Source organism: Micromonospora rubida, assembly GCF_009908295.1.
Taxonomy (GTDB): Bacteria; Actinomycetota; Actinomycetes; order Mycobacteriales; family Micromonosporaceae; genus Micromonospora; species Micromonospora rubida.
This window is the reverse complement of sequence record NZ_JAAALO010000003.1, coordinates 25,566-42,953: the sequence shown is the minus strand read 5'-3', so window position 1 is coordinate 42,953 and position 17,388 is coordinate 25,566. Positions and strand designations below refer to the sequence as shown.

At 72.2% G+C, this 17,388-nt stretch carries 15 protein-coding genes, 1 tRNA gene and 2 pseudogenes; 3 read left to right on the top strand and 15 right to left on the bottom strand.

Annotated features, from left to right (window positions below; translation table 11 throughout):
• Nucleotides 1-208: 208 nt before the first annotated feature.
• The 4 genes from GVV04_RS09890 to GVV04_RS09875 all read right to left on the bottom strand — a co-directional run bounded on the left by GVV04_RS09890 (nt 209) and on the right by GVV04_RS09875 (nt 3,403).
• Nucleotides 209-652, bottom strand: a complete 444-nt coding sequence (locus GVV04_RS09890; protein WP_161686896.1) for a hypothetical protein — start codon at nt 650-652, stop codon at nt 209-211.
• Between the two features lie 100 nt (nt 653-752).
• A complete protein-coding gene (locus GVV04_RS09885) occupies nt 753-1,676 on the bottom strand; it encodes a YhjD/YihY/BrkB family envelope integrity protein (RefSeq protein WP_161686894.1) in 924 nt (307 codons plus the stop codon).
• Nucleotides 1,677-1,724: 48 nt separating this feature from the next.
• A complete protein-coding gene (locus tag GVV04_RS09880) occupies nt 1,725-2,306 on the bottom strand; it encodes a 2'-5' RNA ligase family protein (protein ID WP_161686892.1) in 582 nt (193 codons plus the stop codon).
• 77 nt (nt 2,307-2,383) lie between these two features.
• Entirely contained in the window at nt 2,384-3,403 is a 1,020-nt protein-coding gene (locus GVV04_RS09875) for a hemolysin family protein (RefSeq protein WP_161686890.1), read from the bottom strand.
• 114 nt (nt 3,404-3,517) lie between these two features.
• On the opposite strand from GVV04_RS09875, the gene galE reads away from it, so the two are divergent.
• Nucleotides 3,518-4,501: a UDP-glucose 4-epimerase GalE gene (gene galE, locus GVV04_RS09870; RefSeq protein ID WP_161686888.1), complete on the top strand. Its 984-nt coding sequence runs from the start codon at nt 3,518-3,520 to the stop codon at nt 4,499-4,501.
• On the top strand, nt 4,498-5,670 hold the full coding sequence (galK, locus tag GVV04_RS09865; protein WP_161686886.1) for a galactokinase: 1,173 nt from the start codon (nt 4,498-4,500) through the stop codon (nt 5,668-5,670). Before galE ends, galK begins: the two co-directional genes overlap by 4 nt.
• A 165-nt stretch (nt 5,671-5,835) precedes the next feature.
• On the opposite strand, the gene cysN is transcribed toward galK, so the two are convergent.
• From cysN to GVV04_RS09825, 8 genes and pseudogenes are all read right to left on the bottom strand, one after another.
• Nucleotides 5,836-7,137, bottom strand: coding sequence for a sulfate adenylyltransferase subunit CysN (gene cysN / locus GVV04_RS09860; protein ID WP_161686884.1), 1,302 nt, complete (start codon nt 7,135-7,137; stop codon nt 5,836-5,838).
• Complete coding sequence (gene cysD, locus GVV04_RS09855; protein WP_161686882.1) at nt 7,137-8,048, bottom strand: sulfate adenylyltransferase subunit CysD; 912 nt, start codon at nt 8,046-8,048, stop codon at nt 7,137-7,139. The genes cysN and cysD overlap by 1 nt, the downstream gene beginning before the upstream one ends.
• Before the next feature lie 79 nt (nt 8,049-8,127).
• A pseudogene (locus tag GVV04_RS09850) lies at nt 8,128-8,574 on the bottom strand (inositol monophosphatase family protein); the annotation flags it as partial.
• A 135-nt stretch (nt 8,575-8,709) separates the two neighbouring features.
• Nucleotides 8,710-9,300 carry an aminoacyl-tRNA hydrolase gene (gene pth / locus GVV04_RS09845; protein WP_161686880.1) on the bottom strand — a complete coding sequence of 197 codons (591 nt, stop codon included), beginning with the start codon at nt 9,298-9,300 and terminating at the stop codon, nt 8,710-8,712.
• A gap of 118 nt (nt 9,301-9,418) precedes the next feature.
• Nucleotides 9,419-10,111, bottom strand: a complete 693-nt coding sequence (locus GVV04_RS09840) for a 50S ribosomal protein L25/general stress protein Ctc (protein WP_161686878.1) — start codon at nt 10,109-10,111, stop codon at nt 9,419-9,421.
• A gap of 367 nt (nt 10,112-10,478) precedes the next feature.
• Nucleotides 10,479-11,459 carry a ribose-phosphate diphosphokinase gene (locus GVV04_RS09835; RefSeq protein ID WP_161686877.1) on the bottom strand — a complete coding sequence of 327 codons (981 nt, stop codon included), beginning with the start codon at nt 11,457-11,459 and terminating at the stop codon, nt 10,479-10,481.
• A gap of 51 nt (nt 11,460-11,510) precedes the next feature.
• Nucleotides 11,511-13,000, bottom strand: a pseudogene (gene glmU, locus GVV04_RS09830) (bifunctional UDP-N-acetylglucosamine diphosphorylase/glucosamine-1-phosphate N-acetyltransferase GlmU).
• Between the two features lie 130 nt (nt 13,001-13,130).
• Nucleotides 13,131-13,201 (bottom strand) — tRNA-Gln (locus GVV04_RS09825).
• Nucleotides 13,202-13,598: 397 nt separating this feature from the next.
• Between GVV04_RS09825 and GVV04_RS09820 the strand changes: the two genes are divergently transcribed.
• Nucleotides 13,599-14,285: a TetR/AcrR family transcriptional regulator gene (locus GVV04_RS09820; RefSeq protein WP_161686875.1), complete on the top strand. Its 687-nt coding sequence runs from the start codon at nt 13,599-13,601 to the stop codon at nt 14,283-14,285.
• Between the two features lie 22 nt (nt 14,286-14,307).
• Here the strand turns inward: GVV04_RS09820 and GVV04_RS09815 are convergent, their stop codons facing one another.
• The 3 genes from GVV04_RS09815 to GVV04_RS09805 form a co-directional block, all read right to left on the bottom strand.
• Nucleotides 14,308-14,778 carry a DUF4383 domain-containing protein gene (locus GVV04_RS09815; protein WP_161686873.1) on the bottom strand — a complete coding sequence of 157 codons (471 nt, stop codon included), beginning with the start codon at nt 14,776-14,778 and terminating at the stop codon, nt 14,308-14,310.
• Nucleotides 14,779-14,909: 131 nt separating this feature from the next.
• Nucleotides 14,910-15,365 carry a DUF4383 domain-containing protein gene (locus GVV04_RS09810; protein WP_161686871.1) on the bottom strand — a complete coding sequence of 152 codons (456 nt, stop codon included), beginning with the start codon at nt 15,363-15,365 and terminating at the stop codon, nt 14,910-14,912.
• 114 nt (nt 15,366-15,479) lie between these two features.
• Nucleotides 15,480-17,285 (bottom strand): ABC-F family ATP-binding cassette domain-containing protein, encoded by a 1,806-nt coding sequence (locus GVV04_RS09805; protein WP_161686869.1) that lies wholly within the window; start codon nt 17,283-17,285, stop codon nt 15,480-15,482.
• Between the last annotated feature and the right edge of the window lie 103 nt (nt 17,286-17,388).

Here is a 17,388-nt window from a genome sequence, read left to right as displayed (position 1 = left end):
CGTCCGTTGTGCCCCGCGCCGACGGGCGACTGGGTAGTCGACCCCTTGTGGTGGGGGGTGAGGTGCCGCCGGTGCCCCGCGGAGTCCGCTCCGCGGGGCACCGGCGTCCATCTGGGTCGCGGGACCGACCCGCGCCACGCCGGATCGCGGCACGGCGGAAGTGTTCCCCGTCACCGTCAGGCGACGGGAGCGCCGGCCGGCCGCCCGGTCAGCCGCCCTTCTCGGTGAGCAGCTTGGCGATCCGGGCGAAGCCGGCCCGCAGCTCGGCCTCGTCCGGCGCCGGCAGCGGCCCGGTCCGGTCGTCCGCCTCGGCCGCTGCCTCCAGCTCGTCGTCGATGACGTCCTCGAAGTCGCCGTAGAGGTCGGCCGCCTCGATCCGGTTGTCCTCGTCCTGCGCGGCGATCTGGGCGGCGGCGATCTCGCTGCGGATCTCGTCCGGCGACAGCGCCGGCAGCAGGGGCTCGACCACCGCCATGAGCTGTTCCTCGGCCACCACCGACTCGGCGAGGGCCAGCGCGTGCGGTCGCTCGTACGGGCCGCAGACCACCGGTTCCCACTCGTCGGCGTCGCCGAGCGGCCCGAAGGTGATGATCCACGGCAGGCCGAGCATCGGCGAGTCTTCCGGCAGATCCAACGTCACGAGAGCGCCCACGCGCTCATCATGGTGGATTCTCACGTTCACGCGGGTGGCTTTTGCCCGAATTGCCGGCTATTCAGCGTCGATCCGGTGCGGGTCCACGACGATCCGCAGGTCAGCTCGCTCCCCCGGGCGCACCCGGGTCGGTGTCGGCGTCGATGTCCGCCGGCACCGGCCCCTCGGCCAGGTCCACCACCCGGCCGTACGGGCTGGTCGCGGCGAGGGCCGCGCCGAACAGGACGAGCTGGTTGAGCAGGTAGAGATAGAGCAGCACGCCGACCGCCCCGGCCACCACCGTGTACGCCGGGTTCCGCTCGGTGCGCATCACGTAGTACCGCCCGACCGTGTTCAGCAGCGTGATCCCGACCGCGACCACGAACACCACCGGGCGCAGCCGGCGCCGGCTCATCCGAAGCCGGGGCACCGCCACCAGCAGCGCCGTCGCCAGCACCGCGTTGACCAGCACGCTGAGCGCCGCGCTCACCACCGTCAGCCCCACCGAGCCGGTGCTGCTCAGCAGCAACCGCAGCAGCGACTCCAGCGTGTCCACGGCGGCCACCGAGACACCGAGCATCACGAACACCAGCACCAGCACGCCCAGGTCGACCAGCCGACGCACCACCAGGTTGCCGGGCTGCTGGTTGAGCCCGTATATCAGCCGCTGCGACGAGCGGATCGCCTCCACCCAGCCGATCCCGGTGAAGGCCAGGATGACCAGGCCGACCACGCCGACGGTGCCGCTGCTCTGGGCGATCTGCACCGGGTCCAGGAAGGGCAGATTCTCCCGGAGGAACCCGGCGGCCGAGGTGCTGATCTCGTCGTTGTCCTCCAGGATCGCCCCGAAGATCGAGTACGCGACCAGGGCGAGCGCGAAGACCGCGAAGAAGCCGTAGTACGCGATGGCCGCCGCCAGCCGCGCGGCGAGCACCTCGCCGTAGAGCGCCCCGGCCCGCCACAGGTGGTCGAACGTCCGTGACCGGCGCCGCGCGGCGCTGACCCGCCGGTCGATGCCGGCCTCGATCCGCCCGATCACGTTCACGCCGTCATCCTCGCCGATCGGCCACCGACACGTCGACGGTCCGCCGGTTCAGACGCCGAGCAGGAAGTCCCGGCGCGGCTGCCACCGAGCCTGCCCACTGTGGGAGAAGAGGGTGAACGAGCCCACCTCGAACATCGCCGAGAAGTCGGCCAGGTCCTCGTACGCCCTGTCCAGCGCCTCCGGCGCGACGTCCTGCGCCACCGTGACATGCGGGTGGTACGGGAAGCGGGCCTCCCGGTGCAGCTCGGGCGCGGCGCTGATCGCTGCGGCCAGCAGCTCGCACTCGCTGATCCCGGCGGCCACCGCCACGAAGACCACCTGGGTGACCGGGCGGAACGTGCCGGTGCCGCGCAGGTGCAGCGTGAACGGCAGGTGGGCGACGGCCACCGCGGCGAGGTGCCGCTCGACCGCAGGCAGCGCCGCCACCGGAATCTCGGTGGGCCCGAGCAGCGTCACATGCGCCGGGACCACCAGGGGGTCGCCGGCCTCGACCCGGCGCCGGGTGAGCGCCCCACCCCACGGCTCCGGGATGTCCACCGCGATCCCGAGCTGGATGGTGTCGCCGACCACCGGCGCCCCGCCACTGCGATCCACGCTCTGCGCCACCCCTCCGGCCACCGGCCCGTCCACCCGCACCGTCGCGCCGGCTACTCGAAGCGCACCGGCGGGAACATGCCGGCAATTCTGTCAGCACTCACCGGCGTACGTCATGACGGGCCGGCGGGTCGGCTCTCGGCCGCCGACATCGTGGCGGCGGCCCCGCGTCGCGGCTCGGGCAGGCGCACCGCGGAGACCGCGAGCCGGGCCACCCGGCGCCCCTCCAGCGTGAGCACCCGCAGCAGCCACCCGCCGGGCGGGACGTCGGGGGCACCGCCGTTGCCCGGGGCCAGGGGCACCGGCACCTCGTCGCCGTCGATCGGCAGCCGGCCGAGCGCCGCCATCACGTACCCGCCCACCGTCTCGTACGGGCCGGCGGGCAGCCGCACCCCGGTGCGCTCGGCGAAGTGGGCGAGGTTGAGCCGGCCGTCCACCACGGCGGGCAGCCCGGCCAGCGCCGGCTCGGGGGTGTCGTCGTGCTCGTCGTGGATCTCCCCGACCAGTTCCTCGATCAGGTCCTCGCACGTGACGATGCCGGCGGTGCCGCCGTACTCGTCGACCACCACCGCCAGGTGGTGGCCCTCGCGGCGCATCTCGGTCAGCGCGGCCAGCACCCGCTTGCTGCCGGGCAGCCGCTTGACCTCCCGGGTCAGCTCGCCGACGGTGGTGTTCGGGTCGAATTCGGGGCGCAGCAGCACATCGCGCAGGTGGACGAAGCCGACCACGTCGTCGTGGGTGCCGTCGACCACCGGGTAGCGGGTGTGCGTCTCCGCCCGGACCAGCCGCTCCGCCTCGGCCAGGCTCAGCCCGGCGGAGAGGAAGACCACCTCGGTGCGGGGCATCATCACCTCACGGACCAGGCTCGCGCCGGCCACCAGCACCTCGTCGATGATCCGCCGCTCGTCCGGGTCGAGGACGGTGTTGGCGGCGACCAGGTCGCGCAGCTCCGCCTCGCTGATCCGTTCCCGGCCGGCCGCGGGGCTGGCCCCGAGCAGGTCGGTGACCATCCGGGTGGCACCGTCGGCGGCCCGGACCACGAGCCGGGCGACCGCCCGGGCCAGCGGCCCCGGAACGCGCCGGACCCGCCCCGGCGATCGTCGTCGGAGCCCGGGACCGCCCGCTTCCCGCATGCCTGTAGATGGTAGAGCCCCGAAGGCTCGGTGACAGGGCGTGCGGCCACAGCGAGCCGCCGTAGGGTGATCACGAACGGCCACGCGAGGCGCGGCCAGGCAGGAGGACTCGACGTGAAACTGCTCGTCACCGGCGGCGCCGGCTACATCGGCAGCGTGGTCACCCGGCTGCTGCTCGACGCCGGCCACGAGGTGGTCGTCCTCGACGACCTGCGCACCGGGCACCGGGAGGCGCTCGCCCCGGAGGCCACCTGGGTCGACGCGCCGATCCACGACGCGGCCCGGGTGCTCACCCCGGGGGCGGGCTTCGACGGGGTGCTGCACCTCGCCGCCCTGATCGCCGCCGGCGAGTCGATGGTCAAGCCGGAGCTGTACTGGCACAACAACACCGTTGGCTCGCTCGCCCTGATCGACGCGGTCCGGGCCGCCGGCGTGCCGAGGATGGTCTTCTCCTCCACCGCCGCCGTCTACGGCAACCCGGTCGAGCTGCCCATCCCGGAGACGGCCGTCAAGGCCCCCACCAACACGTACGGCGCCACCAAGCTCGCCGTCGACATGGCGCTCACCTCCGAGGCGATCGGGCACGACCTGGCCGCCGTCTCGCTGCGCTACTTCAACGTCACCGGGGCGTACCTGCGCGGCGACCTCGCCCTCGGCGAGCGGCACGACCCGGAGACCCACCTCATCCCGATCGCCCTGGACGTGGCCTCCGGCCGGCGGGAGAAGCTCCAGCTCTTCGGCGACGACTACCCCACCGTCGACGGCACCTGCGTGCGCGACTACATCCACGTCGAGGACCTGGCCCGCGCCCACCTGCTGGCGCTCACCGCCGCCGTGCCCGGCCGGCACCGGATCTACAACCTGGGCAACGGCGCCGGGTTCACCAACCGGCAGGTCATCGACGTGGTCCGCGAGGTCACCGGCCGGCCGCTGCCGGTCGAGGTGGCACCGCGCCGCGAGGGCGACCCGGCCGAACTGGTCGCCTCCTCCGCGCTGGCCCGCGAGGAGCTGGGCTGGGTGCCCGAGAAGCCCACCCTGCACGACATGGTCGGCGACGCCTGGGCCTTCTACCGCACGCACGTCCTGGAACTTCCTTGACCGACCCCGCCCGTCCCGGCCCCACCGGCGACGTCGCCGACCGCGCCACCGCCGGATTCCTGCACCGGTACGGCGAACCGCCCGCCGGCCGCTGGGCGGCTCCCGGCCGGGCCAACCTGATCGGCGAGCACACCGACTACAACGACGGCTTCGTGCTGCCGTTCACGCTGCCGCTGCGTACCGTCGTCGCCGCCGCGCCGCAGGACAGCGGGCGGTGGACGGTCTGGTCGGAGCTGTCCGACGCCCCGGTCGAGTTCGGCGCCGACGAGATCGCCGCGCCCGGCCGGGTCACCGGCTGGGGCGCGTACGTGGCCGGGGTGGTCTGGGCGCTGCGGGACGCCGGCCACCACGTGCCCGGCGCGCGGCTCGCCATCGCCTCAGACGTGCCGGTCGGCTCCGGGCTGTCCTCCTCGGCGGCGCTGGAGGCCGCCGTGCTGGCCGCCCTGGTCGACCTCGGCGGGGTGGACCTGCCGGCCGAGCGGCGACCCCGGCTCGCCCAGCGGGCCGAGAACGCCTACGTCGGCGTGCCCACCGGGATCATGGACCAGTCCGCCGTGATCCGCTGCCGCCCCGGCCACGCGCTGTTCCTCGACTGCCGCACCGAGTCCGTCGAACACATCCCGTTCGACCTGGCCGCCGCCGGCCTGGCCGTGCTGGTGATCGACAGCCGGGCCCCGCACCGGCACGCCGGCGGCGAGTACGCCTCCCGCCGCGCCGCCTGCGAGCGGGCGGCGAAGCTGCTCGGGGTGGCCGCGCTGCGCGACGTCCCCGCCGCCGGGCTGGGCGAGGCCCTCGCCCGGCTCGACGACGACGAGACCCGCCGCCGGGTCCGACACGTGGTGACCGAGAACCAGCGGGTGCTCGACACCGTCGAACTGCTGCGCGCCGGCCGGATCAGCGACATCGGCCCGCTGCTGACCGCCTCGCACGCCTCGATGCGGGACGACTTCGAGATCACCGTGCCGGAGATCGACACGGCGGTCGAGGCGGCCCTCGCGGCCGGGGCGTACGGCGCACGGATGACCGGCGGCGGCTTCGGCGGCTGCGTCCTCGCCCTGATCGACGCCGACCGCGCCGACCCGACGACCGCCACCATCACCACCGCCTACGCCGCCCGCAACTTCCCCACCCCCACCTCCCACCTGTCCACCCCCACCCCCCACCCCTAACCCCCACCCACCCCACCGCGCCCCCACCCACCCCACCCACGCGCCCCGCGCGCCCCGCGCGCTCTGCCCTGCAATTTCACGGAAAGAGTGGCCATCCAAGCCCGGATGGCCACTCTTTCCGTGAAATTGCGAAGCGTTCGAGGGGTGGGGAGGAGTGCGGCTGGGTTAGGCGGTTTCGACGATCATGCCGGCGCCGACGGTGCGGTTGGTGGTCTCGTCGATGATGACGAAGCCGCCGGTGGTGCGGTTGCGGCGGTACTCGTCGGCCAGCAGCGGCACCGTCGTCCGCAGCCGGACCCGGCCGATCTCGTTGAGCCTCAGCTCGGCGGCGGTCTCGTCGCGGTGCAGCGAGTTGATGTCGAGTCGGTAGTGCAGACCCCGCACGATCGCCCGCGCCGAGCGGGTGGTGTGCTTGATCGCGTACTTGCCGCCGACCTGCAACGGGCGGGTCTCGTCCATCCAGCAGACCATCGCCTCGATGTCCTGCGCCACCGCCGGGGCGTTGTTCGGCCGGCAGATCATGTCACCGCGGGAGATGTCGATCTCGTCTTCGAGGCGGACCGTGACCGACATCGGCGGGAACGCCTCCTCCACCGGCCCGTCCGCCGTCTCCACCGCCGCGATGCGGCTGGTGAACCCCGACGGCAGCACCATCACCTCGTCCCCCGGCTTCAACACCCCCGAGGCCACCTGACCGGCGTACCCCCGGTAGTCCGTCACCGTCGTGGACTGCGGCCGGATCACGTACTGCACCGGGAACCGCACATCCTGCAGGTTCCGGTCCGAGGCGATGTGCACCCGCTCCAGATGATGCAGCAACGACGGGCCGTCGTACCACGGCATGTTCTCCGACCGGGACACGATGTTGTCCCCCCGCAGGGCCGACACCGGCACCACCGTCAGGTCGGGCACGTCCAGCTTCGCCGCGAATGCCGTGAACTCGTCCGCGATCCGCTCGAACACCTCCTGCGAGAAATCGACCAGGTCCATCTTGTTCACACACAGCACCAGGTGCGGCACCCGCAGCAGCGAACACAGGAACGCGTGCCGGCGTGACTGCTCCACCAGGCCCTTGCGCGCGTCGACCAGGATCAGCGCCAGGTCGGCGGTGGATGCTCCGGTGACCATGTTGCGGGTGTACTGGATGTGCCCCGGAGTGTCGGCGATGATGAACTTCCGCCGCGGCGTGGCGAAGTACCGGTACGCCACATCGATCGTGATGCCCTGCTCCCGCTCCGCCCGCAGGCCGTCGGTGAGCAACGCGAGGTTGGTGTACTCGTCCCCCCGCGCCGCGCTGACGGCTTCGACGGCGGCGAGCTGGTCGGTGAACAACGACTTCGTGTCGTACAACAGCCGGCCGATCAACGTCGACTTGCCGTCGTCGACGCTCCCCGCCGTCGCGAACCGCAGCAGGTCCATCGGCCGCGCCCCGAGATCGACCTCGGCGGCGACAGTTTCGGTGCTCATCAGAAGTAGCCCTCCCGCTTACGGTCCTCCATGGCGGCCTCACTGACCCGATCGTCACCCCGGGTCGCGCCCCGCTCGGTGATCCGCGTCGCGGCCACCTCCTCGATCACCAGCTCCACCGAATCCGCATCGGAGCGCACCGCCGCCGTGCAGGAGGCGTCGCCCACCGTCCGGTAGCGCACCTGGGCCTTGAACCGCTCCTCACCCGCCCGGGGGTGGAAGAACTCGTTCACCGCGTAGAGCATCCCGTCCCGCTCCACCACTTCACGCTCGTGCGCGTAGTAGATCGACGGCAACGGGATCCGCTCCCGCGCGATGTAGTGCCACACGTCCAACTCGGTCCAGTTCGACAGCGGGAACACCCGGATCGACTCCCCCGGGTGATGCCGGCCGTTGTACAACGACCACAGCTCCGGACGCTGGTTCTTCGGATCCCACTGCCCGAACTCGTCCCGGAACGAGAACACCCGCTCCTTCGCCCGCGCCTTCTCCTCGTCCCGCCGCGCCCCACCGAACAACGCGTCGAACCGGTGCTTCTCCACCGCGTCCAACAACACCGGTGTCTGGATCCGGTTCCGCGTCCCGTCCGCCGCCTCCCGCACAGACCCCCGCGCCAACGCCTCCGGCACGCTCGCCACGATCAACTGCAGGCCCAGTTCCGCCACCCGGCGATCCCGGTACTCCAGGACCTCCGGGAAGTTGTGCCCCGTGTCGACGTGCATCACCGGGAACGGGATGTTCCCCGGAGCGAACGCCTTCTGCGCCAACCGCAACATCACGATCGAGTCCTTGCCACCGGAGAACAGCAGCACCGGCCGCTCCATCTCCGCGACCACCTCGCGCATCACGAAGACGCTCTCCGCCTCCAGCGCGTCGAGGTGCGAGACCTGGTACGCGGCGGGGGCGGTCATGACACGGCCTCGATTCGCTCGGATCCGCTCATGGGATTCCAGACCTTTCCGGTCGGACACGTAAAGAAGAACGCTCAGGCTACCCGGACTGCCTCTGCGACGCTGCAAGCAATCGGCTGGCGAGATCCTTGCGGCAGACCAGCAGATCGGGCAGGCGCGGATCAGCCTCGTTGTATCTCAGCGCAGAACCGTCGATCCGGGAAGCATGCAGTCCGGTGGCCGTCGCCACAGCTACCGGGGCGGCCGAGTCCCACTCGTACTGGCCGTCGGCGTGGCTGTACGCGTCGACCTCGCCGGTCACCACCGCGGCGATCTTCGCACCCGCCGAGCCCATCGGAACGAGATGGGCGTCGACATCCTCCGCCAGATCGGTCAGAAAAACCGGCGGACGACTACGACCGGCCGCCAACCGGATGACCCGCCCACCACCAGCGGTCGCCGGGTCCAGCACCATCGGCGGGTACGCCGGCGGATGGTTTGTGCCCCGCACCCGGTGTCGCGTCGGCAACCCGACCGCGCCGACGGCCGCGCCGTCGATCATCGGAGGACTGCCCACAAATCGCTCCCGTCGCCTCGCCGGCGACCGGGCCGCCGGCTGCGGTTCGCCCGGAAGGCGCAGACTACCGGCCACGCCACGGCGGCCCGCGTACGCCCCGCCTGGTCAGGCCCCGTGATACAGGTTCTGGGTCGGCTCCACACCCCGGGTTACCACCGACTCGACCACGTCCGCCGCCCGGTCGACCAGGAACTCCAGCTCCTTGCGCTCGGCGGCGGGGAAGTCCGACAGCACGTAGTCCGCCGGGTCCTGCCGACCCGGCGGACGGCCGATGCCGAACCGCACCCGGACGTAGTCCTTCGTGCCGAGCGACTTCGACATCGAGCGCAGGCCGTTGTGCCCGCCCTCGCCGCCGCCGCACTTCACCCGCACCTGCCCGTAGTCGATGTCCAGCTCGTCATGGACCGCGATCACCCGGCCCGGCGGCACCTTGTGGAACTGCGCCAGCCCGGCCACCGGCCCGCCGGAGAGGTTCATGTAGGTCAGCGGCTTCGCCAGCACCAGCTTCGGGCCGCCGAACCCGAGCCGCCCCTCGGCGACCTCCGCCACCGCCCGCTTGTGCCGGCTGAACCTGCCGCCCACCCGGGCGGCCAGCAGGTCGACCACCATGAAGCCGACGTTGTGCCGGTTGCCCGCGTACTCCCGACCGGGGTTGCCCAGGCCGACCACCAGCCACGGCCCCACCTCGTCCGTCACGCCACGCCCCTCCCGCTCTCAGCGCCGCCCACCACGGCCGTGCGACCCGACGACCACCCCGATACGCCGACAGGCGCCCCCGACCACGGGAGCGCCTGTCGCACGGAACGGGGACCGATCAGGCCTCGGTCTTCGCCTCGACCGGGGCCTGCTCGCCCTCGGCGGCCGGGGTCTCGGCGCCCTCGGCGGTCTCCTCGCCGGCCTCGGCCTCGGCCTCGGCGGTGGCCTCCTCGACCTCGGGGAGGGTGGCTTCGAGCTGCTCGGCGGTCGGCGCGGCGGTCACCGAGGCGACCGTGGACTCCGGGTCGGCGGCCAGCTCGACGCCGGTCGGCAGCTCCACGTCGGCGGCGGTGACCTGGGTGCCGGCCTCCAGGCCCTCGATCGACGCCTCCAGGTGGTCCGGCACCTTGGTGGCGTCGGCGGTCACCGAGAGGGTGTCGTGGTCGTGCACGATCAGCGTGTCCTTCGCGGCCTCGCCGGTCAGCTGGACCGGGACCTCGACGGTGACCTTCTCGCCGCGGCGGACCAGCAGCAGGTCGACGTGCTCGTAGGTGTCCCGGATCGGGTCCCGCTGGATCGCCTTCGGCAGCGCCAGCACCTGGGTGCCGTCGCTGACCTCGATCGCGAAGAGCTGGTTGGCGCCGCCCTTGCGGATCGCGGCGGCGAACTCACGCACGGGCAGCGCGATGTGCTTGGGCTTCTCGCCGTGGCCGTAAAGCACGGCGGGCACCAGGCCGGCCCGGCGGGTACGACGGGCACCACCCTTGCCGAACTCGGTACGGGGCTCGGCGCTGATCTTTACCTCGGACACGGGAAAACTCCTGATACTTTCGCTGCGGCGGCTTGTCGACTGGCGGTGCTGGGGCGAGGGGCTCGCTGGGGCTCATGCGTCATGAACGACTGCCCGGAGCACCGCGTCGATGACGGTGCATCCGTGCGGCGCTTTTCAGCGGCCCGCCGGGCACCCTCGCCGTGGCAACCGCAGTAGTCTACCCGAGTTGATTACGCCCCGGACGGCAGTCCCCGCCTCCGCCGTCCGCAGGAGCAAAAACGCCCAGCGGGCACCGGTTGTCCGGGCGCCCGGGGCACCTGCCCGATGCCCGGTCGGGCACCGGGTCGGCACCCGGGCCGTTACCCGCACGCCGGCCTCGGGACGACGGCCGGCGTGCGGGTCGCCGTCAGCTCAGGCCGCCGAACAGGGTGGTCACCGACCCGTCGTCGAAGACCTCCCGGATCGCCCGGGCGAGCAGGGGCGCGATCGACAGCACGGTGATCTTGTCGAGCTGCTTCTCGGGCGGCAGCGGCAGCGTGTTGGTCACCACGACCTCGGTGATCGGGCTGTTCTTCAGCCGCTCGGTCGCCGGGTCGGACAGCAGCGCGTGGGTGGACGCCACGACGATCTCCGCCGCCCCGGCCGTCCGGAGGATCTCGGCGGCCTTGGTGATCGTGCCGCCGGTGTCGATCATGTCGTCGACGATCAGGCAGACCCGGCCCTCCACGTCGCCGACCACCCGGTTCGCCACCACCTGGTTCGGCTTGAGCGGATCCCGGGTCTTGTGGATGAACGCCAGCGGGCAGCCGCCCAGCCGGTCCGTCCACCGCTCCGCCACCCGAACCCGGCCCGAGTCCGGCGCCACCACCGTCATCGGCCGACCCGCGTACTTGCGCTCCACGTACTCGGCCAGGATGTCCATCGCGAACAGGTGATCCACCGGGCCGTCGAAGAAGCCCTGGATCTGCGCGGTGTGCAGATCCACCGTGAGGATCCGGTTCGCGCCCGCGGTCTTCAGCAGGTCCGCCACCAGCCGCGCGGAGATCGGCTCCCGGCCCCGGTGCTTCTTGTCCTGCCGCGAGTACGGGTAGAACGGCAGGACCACGGTGATCCGCTTGGCCGAACCGCGCTTCAGCGCGTCGATCATGATCAGGGTCTCCATGACCCAGGTGTTGACCCCGTGCGTCACGGACTGCACCACGAAGGCGTCCGAACCGCGCACCGAGTCCTTGAACCGTACGAAGATCTCCCCGTTCGCGAAGTCGTACGCGTCGGCGGGCGTCGGCGCGACGCCTAGCACCTCGCCGATCTCCTTGGCCAACTCCGGAAAGCCACGTCCGGAGAAGAGCATCAGGCTCTTGCGGTTTTCGGCGACGATGCTGCCCATGGGCTCGTCTGCTCCCGTTGGTCGGTGGTCCCGGCTGCGGTATGGCCGGGACTATGCGGTTGCAGTATCTCCCCCGCCTGACGGCCGTCGAACCGCCTCGGCACCCCCGTGGATTGCCTCACCTTCCCTTGCGGCCCTCAGGCCTCCGGCGCATCCTCCGCCGCTTCCGCCGCAGCCTGGCGGGCGCGCTCGGCGGCCTCCGCCGAGGCGGTGCCGGGCCGCCTGCGGGCCACCCAGCCCTCGATGTTGCGCTGCGGCGCCCGGGTCACCCCGAGCGCGCCCGGCGGCACGTCCTGGCTGACCGCGCTGCCCGCCGCGACGTACGCACCCGGGCCGACCTCCACCGGGGCGATCAGGCTGGTGTCGCAGCCGATGAACGCCGCCTCCCCGACCGTGGTGCGGTGCTTGTTGACCCCGTCGTAGTTCACGAAGATCGTCGCCGCCCCGATGTTGGCCTTCGCCCCGATCGTCGCGTCACCGACGTACGACAGGTGCGGCACCTTCGCGCCCGCGCCGACCTCGGAGTTCTTCACCTCGACGAACGTGCCGACCTTGGCCCGCTCGGCCAGCTTCGCCGCCGGTCGCAGGTACGCGTACGGCCCGACGCTGGCCCCCGGGCCGACCTCGGCCCCGACGGCGTGGCTGCGCAGCACGGTCGCCCCCGGGCCGATCACCGTGTCGATCAGCGTCACGTCCGGGCCGACCACGGCCTCCGCGCCGACCACGGTCCCGCCGCGCAGCTGGGTGTTCTGGTCGATCACCGCGTCCCGGTCCACCGCGACCGTCACGTCGATCCAGGTCGTCGCCGGGTCCAGGATGCTGACCCCGGTGCGCATCCAGCCCTCGTTCACCCGGTCGCGCAGCAGCCGGCGCAGCGCCGCCAGCTCGACCCGGTCGTTGCAGCCCAGCGTCTCGACGTGGTCGGCGGCCACGTGCACCGCCACCGGCTCGCCAGCGGAGACGAGCAGGCCGAAGACGTCGGTGAGGTACTCCTCGCCCTGGTCGTTGTCGGCGGAGAGCTTGCCCAGCGCGGCGCGCAGCCGCGCCGCGTCGAACGCGTAGATGCCGGCGTTGATCTCGCGCAGCGCGCGCTGGGCGGGGGTGGCGTCGCGCTCCTCGACGATCTGCTCCAGCCGACCCGCCGAGTCCCGGACGATGCGCCCCAGACCGGCCGGGTCGGGCACCTCGGCGGCCAGCACCGTGGCCGCGGCCCCCGCGCCCTCATGCGCGTCGACCAGCGCGGCGACGGTCTCGGGGCGGAGCAGCGGCACGTCGCCGTTGATCACCACCACGGTCCCGGCCGCGTCCGGCGCCGCGTCCAGCCCGATCCGGACCGCGTGACCGGTGCCGAGCTGCTCGGCCTGGAGCACCGGGGTGGCCTCCGGGGCGACCTCGGCGAGATGCGCGCGGACCTGGTCCGCGCCGTGCCCGACCACCACGACGGTCCGATCGGCCACGAGAGGCGCGGCTGCGGTCAGCACGTGGCCGAGCAGGGTCCGGCCGAGCAGGGGATGCAGCACCTTGGGCAGCGCCGACTTCATCCGCTTGCCCTCCCCGGCGGCGAGCACGACGACGGTACGGAGGTGGAGCTGGGGCACGACGTAGCTCCCGTCGGGACGGTGACAGTCTCGCGGCCATGCTAACCACGCAATGGCGGCGGTACAGCGGAAGCTCCCGGGAGAGGATTCGAACCCCTATAATCAGGACCAAAACCTGACGTCCTGCCATTAGACGACCCGGGACGGTCTAAACGGACAAACGAAACAGCTGGCAGACCCCTACACCTTAGCGTCCCGAACCCTCGACGCCATCGCCCGTTCCCCTCATGATCCCTTCGGCCCTCCAGAGCGGCCGGCCCGGCAGCCCGGTGACGCGTCGCGCGGCAAGAAGGCATCCACGCACGGAACTGTCCCATGCGGCCCGCAGGACGGCGCGCTGGCCGAAGCCGGAGCGGATCGCGGCCAGGCTGGTCAGGCCCGAACGGGGTCCCACCGTGCCGGCCAGCGCCGGGACCCCCGGCACGGGTACGGTCGGACGGCGCGGCGGCACCGGCCCGGAATCGGACGGGTCGGCGGCGTGAACAGCGGAGGCAGCGGCATCCCACGACAGGGCGTCCCCGAGCGCCGGCGAGGTGACGACATGGTGGACGGTCCGGTCGGCGAGGGCACAGGTGGTCGGCGGCGCGCGGTTCCGGCGGCGGGCAAGCCGCCCTCGCGGGTGCGAATGTCGGCGGCCCAACGGCGTGAGCAGTTGATCTCGACCGGCCGGCAGCTGTTCGCCGAGCGCGGCTTCGACGCGACCTCGATCGAGGAGGTGGCGGCCCGGGCCAAGGTCTCCAAGCCGGTGATCTACGAGCACTTCGGCGGCAAGGAGGGGCTCTACGCGGTGGTGGTGGACCGGGAGGTCCGGGCCCTGCTGGACCGGATCACCACGGCCCTGACCGCCGGCCATCCGCGGGAGCTGCTGGAGCAGGCGGCGATGGCCCTGCTCGGGTACATCGAGGAGGAGACCAGCGGGTTCCGGGTGCTGGTCCGGGAGTCGCCGGTGATGTCCGCGACGGGCAACTTCAGCAGCGTGATGAACGACGTCGCGCACCAGGTCGAGCACATCCTCGGCGCCGAGTTCAAGACCCGGGGGTACGACCCGAAGCTGGCCGAGCTCTACTCGCAGGCCCTCGTCGGGATGGTGGCACTGACGGGGCGCTGGTGGCTGGAGGTGCGCAAGCCGCGTAAGGAGACGGTGGCCGCGCACCTGGTCAACCTGGCCTGGAACGGCTTGTCACACCTGGACGCGAAGCCGACCCTGATCACGGCGAAGGGCCGGTGACCGGGGCCCGGAACGGCCGGGTTCAGCGACCGCCGGGGACGGCGGCGCGGCGGTGCCGGCGTTCGGCCTCGGCGTGCTCGGGCGGGCCGACCTTGTCGTAGAGGCCGGTGGCGAGGAGCACCAGCCCGAACAGCAGCGACACGATGACGGTGGACATCGAGAAGTTGAGGAAGTTCGCCGAGGTCTGCAGGACGGACATCATCAACACGCCGGTGACCAGGAAGACCACCCCGGCGGTCAGGTTCATGTAGTGGCCGAGGTTGCTCCGCCGGGACGCCCCGACCATCAGCACGGCCCCGAAGATCACCGAGACCAGCGAGAACGCGAGGTTGGTGCGGAGGCCCAGTGCCCAGGTGCTGCCCCGGTCGAACAGCCCTTCGCCCCAGGTCGAGGCCACTCCCCAGACGCCGAAGACCAGGATGTAGAGCCCGATGACCCCGGCGAGGACGCGGTAGAGCGCCCGCGCCGGGTGGTTGACCGGAAAGTGCGCCATGACCCCTCCGTCCGGATGTGTCCGTCCGAAAGGATTGTCGCCCGCGCGAGCGCCGGATACGGGCCGAACCGCCGCGGCGGGACCGGAACCAGCCGATCCCAGCAGCGGCGACCAGGGCCCGCCGACGAGCCTCAGAGGACGAGCCGGGCCTTCTGCCAGGCCTCGGTCTCCTCCTCGGTGCCGATCTTGCCGTACATGCCGACCATCAGCAGCACCAGCGAGAGGGTCAGCACCACGATGTCGGTGAAGATGGTGAAGTTGAAGATGTTGGCGTCGGTGTGCAGGAAGGCCAGCTCGGCCAGGCCGAGGACCATGAGCGCGTACGCCAGCCACTGGTTGATCGCGACGTCGAGGTTGCGGCCGATCACGGTGCCGGCCACGATCGCGACGCCGAGCAGGATGCTGAGCAGCGAGAATCCGAGATTGGTCCCCTGGCCGAGCACCTTCGTGTCATCCTGGGCGAGGAAGTCGTTGCCGGCGCTGGCGATGATGCCGAGCACTCCGAAGACCACGAAGTACAGACCAACGAGCCCGCCGATCGCCCGGTAGATCGGCCGCGCGGGGTGGTTGACGGGGGTGTGGGCCATGTCTGAGTCTCCAAGACCGTGCGGGTGAGGGGTCACCTGATTGTCCCGCACGGCGGGCTGTGACGCCGCACACCCCCCACCCGAGGCCGGCTCGCCTTCCGAAAGCCGGCCGGCTCAGTTCCCGGGGACCTGCTCGGCGAGGGCCAGCCAGGTCTCCTCGACCTGCTCCCGTTCGGCCCGCATGTCCTTGAGTTGGGCGTCCAGCTCGGCGACCTTGGCGTAGTCGGTGGCGTTCGCGGCGAGCTGGTCGAGCAGCGCCGCCTCCCTCTGGTCCAGCTTGCCGATCTGGCGTTCCAGCCGGGTGAGGTCCTTCTTCGCCTGCCGGGCCTCGGCTGCGGACATGCCGCCGGCCCCCGGGGTGGCGTCCGCCGTGGCGGTGGGTGCGCCGCCGACTGCGGCCAGCGGCTGGTTCGCGGCCCGCGCCAGGTACTCGTCGACGCCGCCGGGCAGGTGCACGAGCCGGCCGTCGCCGAACATCCCGTACGCCGATTCGGTGACCCGCTCGATGAGGTACCGGTCGTGGCTGGCCACGATGACGGTGCCGGGCCAGGAGTCGAGCAGGTCCTCCAGCGCGGCGAGGGTGTCGGTGTCCAGGTCGTTGGTGGGCTCGTCGAAGAGCAGCACGTTGGGCTCGCCGGCGAGCAGCCGGAGCATCTGGAGCCGGCGGCGCTCCCCGCCCGAGAGGTCGCTGACCGGGGTCCAGAGCCGGCGGTCGTCGAAGCCGAAGACCTCGGCGAGTTGGGCGGCGGAGACCTCCCGGTCGCCGAGCTGCACCCGGCGGGCGACCTCCTCGACGGCTTCGAGGACGCGCAGGTGGCCGGGCAGCTCGGCCAGCTCCTGGGAGAGGAACGCGGGCCGGACGGTGGAGCCGGTGGCGAACCGTCCGCCGTCGGGGCGGGTGATGCCGGCCAGCATCCGCAGCAGGGTGGTCTTGCCGGCGCCGTTGCGGCCGAGGATGGCGATCCGGTCACCGGGGCCGACGTGCCAGGTGGCGTCGTGCAGGATCTCCTTGGGGCCGGCGTGCAGCCGGACGCCCTCCAGGTCGTACACCTGCTTGCCGAGCCGGGCGGTGGCCATCCGTTGCAGCGACATGGTGTCGCGCGCCGGCGGCACGTCGGCGATCAGCGCGTTGGCGGCGTCGATCCGGAACTGCGGCTTGGAGGTCCGGGCGGGCGGGCCCCGACGCAGCCAGGCGATCTCCTTGCGGAGCAGGTTCTGCCGGCGGGCCTCGGTGGCGGCGGCGACCCGTTCCCGCTCGACGCGGGCCAGGGTCCAGGCGGCGAAGCCGCCCTCGTACGCCCGGACGGTCTGGTCGGCGACCTCCCAGGTGTCGGTGCAGACCGCGTCGAGGAACCACCGGTCGTGGGTGACCACGACGAGGGCGCCCTTGCGGCCGACCAGGTGCTTCGCCAGCCAGTCGACGCCGCCGACGTCGAGGTGGTTGGTGGGCTCGTCGAGGATGAGCAGGTCGGAGTCGCGGACCAGCAGGGCGGCGAGGGCGACCCGGCGGCGCTCGCCGCCGGACATCGGGCCGACGGGCTGGTCGAGGCCGAGGTGGGGCATGCCGAGGCCGTCGAGGATGCCGCGGACACCGGCGTCGCCGGCCCACTCGTGCTCGGCGCCCATGCTCTCGCCGAGCCAGGCGGTGCCGAGCACCACGTCCCGGACGGTGGCCTCGGGGGCGAGCGTCAGGGCCTGCGGCAGCCAGAGGACGCGCAGGTCGCGACGGTGGGTAACCCGGCCGTCGTCCGGTTCCTCCTGCTTCGTGAGCAACCGCAGCAGGGTGGACTTGCCGGCGCCGTTGAGGCCGACCACGCCGATCCGGTCGGCGTCGTCGAGGCCGAGCGAGACGTCGGTGAGCAGCGGCCCGGCGGCGCCGTACCCCTTGGACACCCGGTCCAGGTTGACGATGTTGGCCACGAACCCACCTTTCATGATGAAGGCGTCCCGGTGCCGGCGGGCACCTGGGGACGCCTGGCCTCCAAGGGTACGCGGACACTCCGGGCCGCCCCGGCGGGCGTAC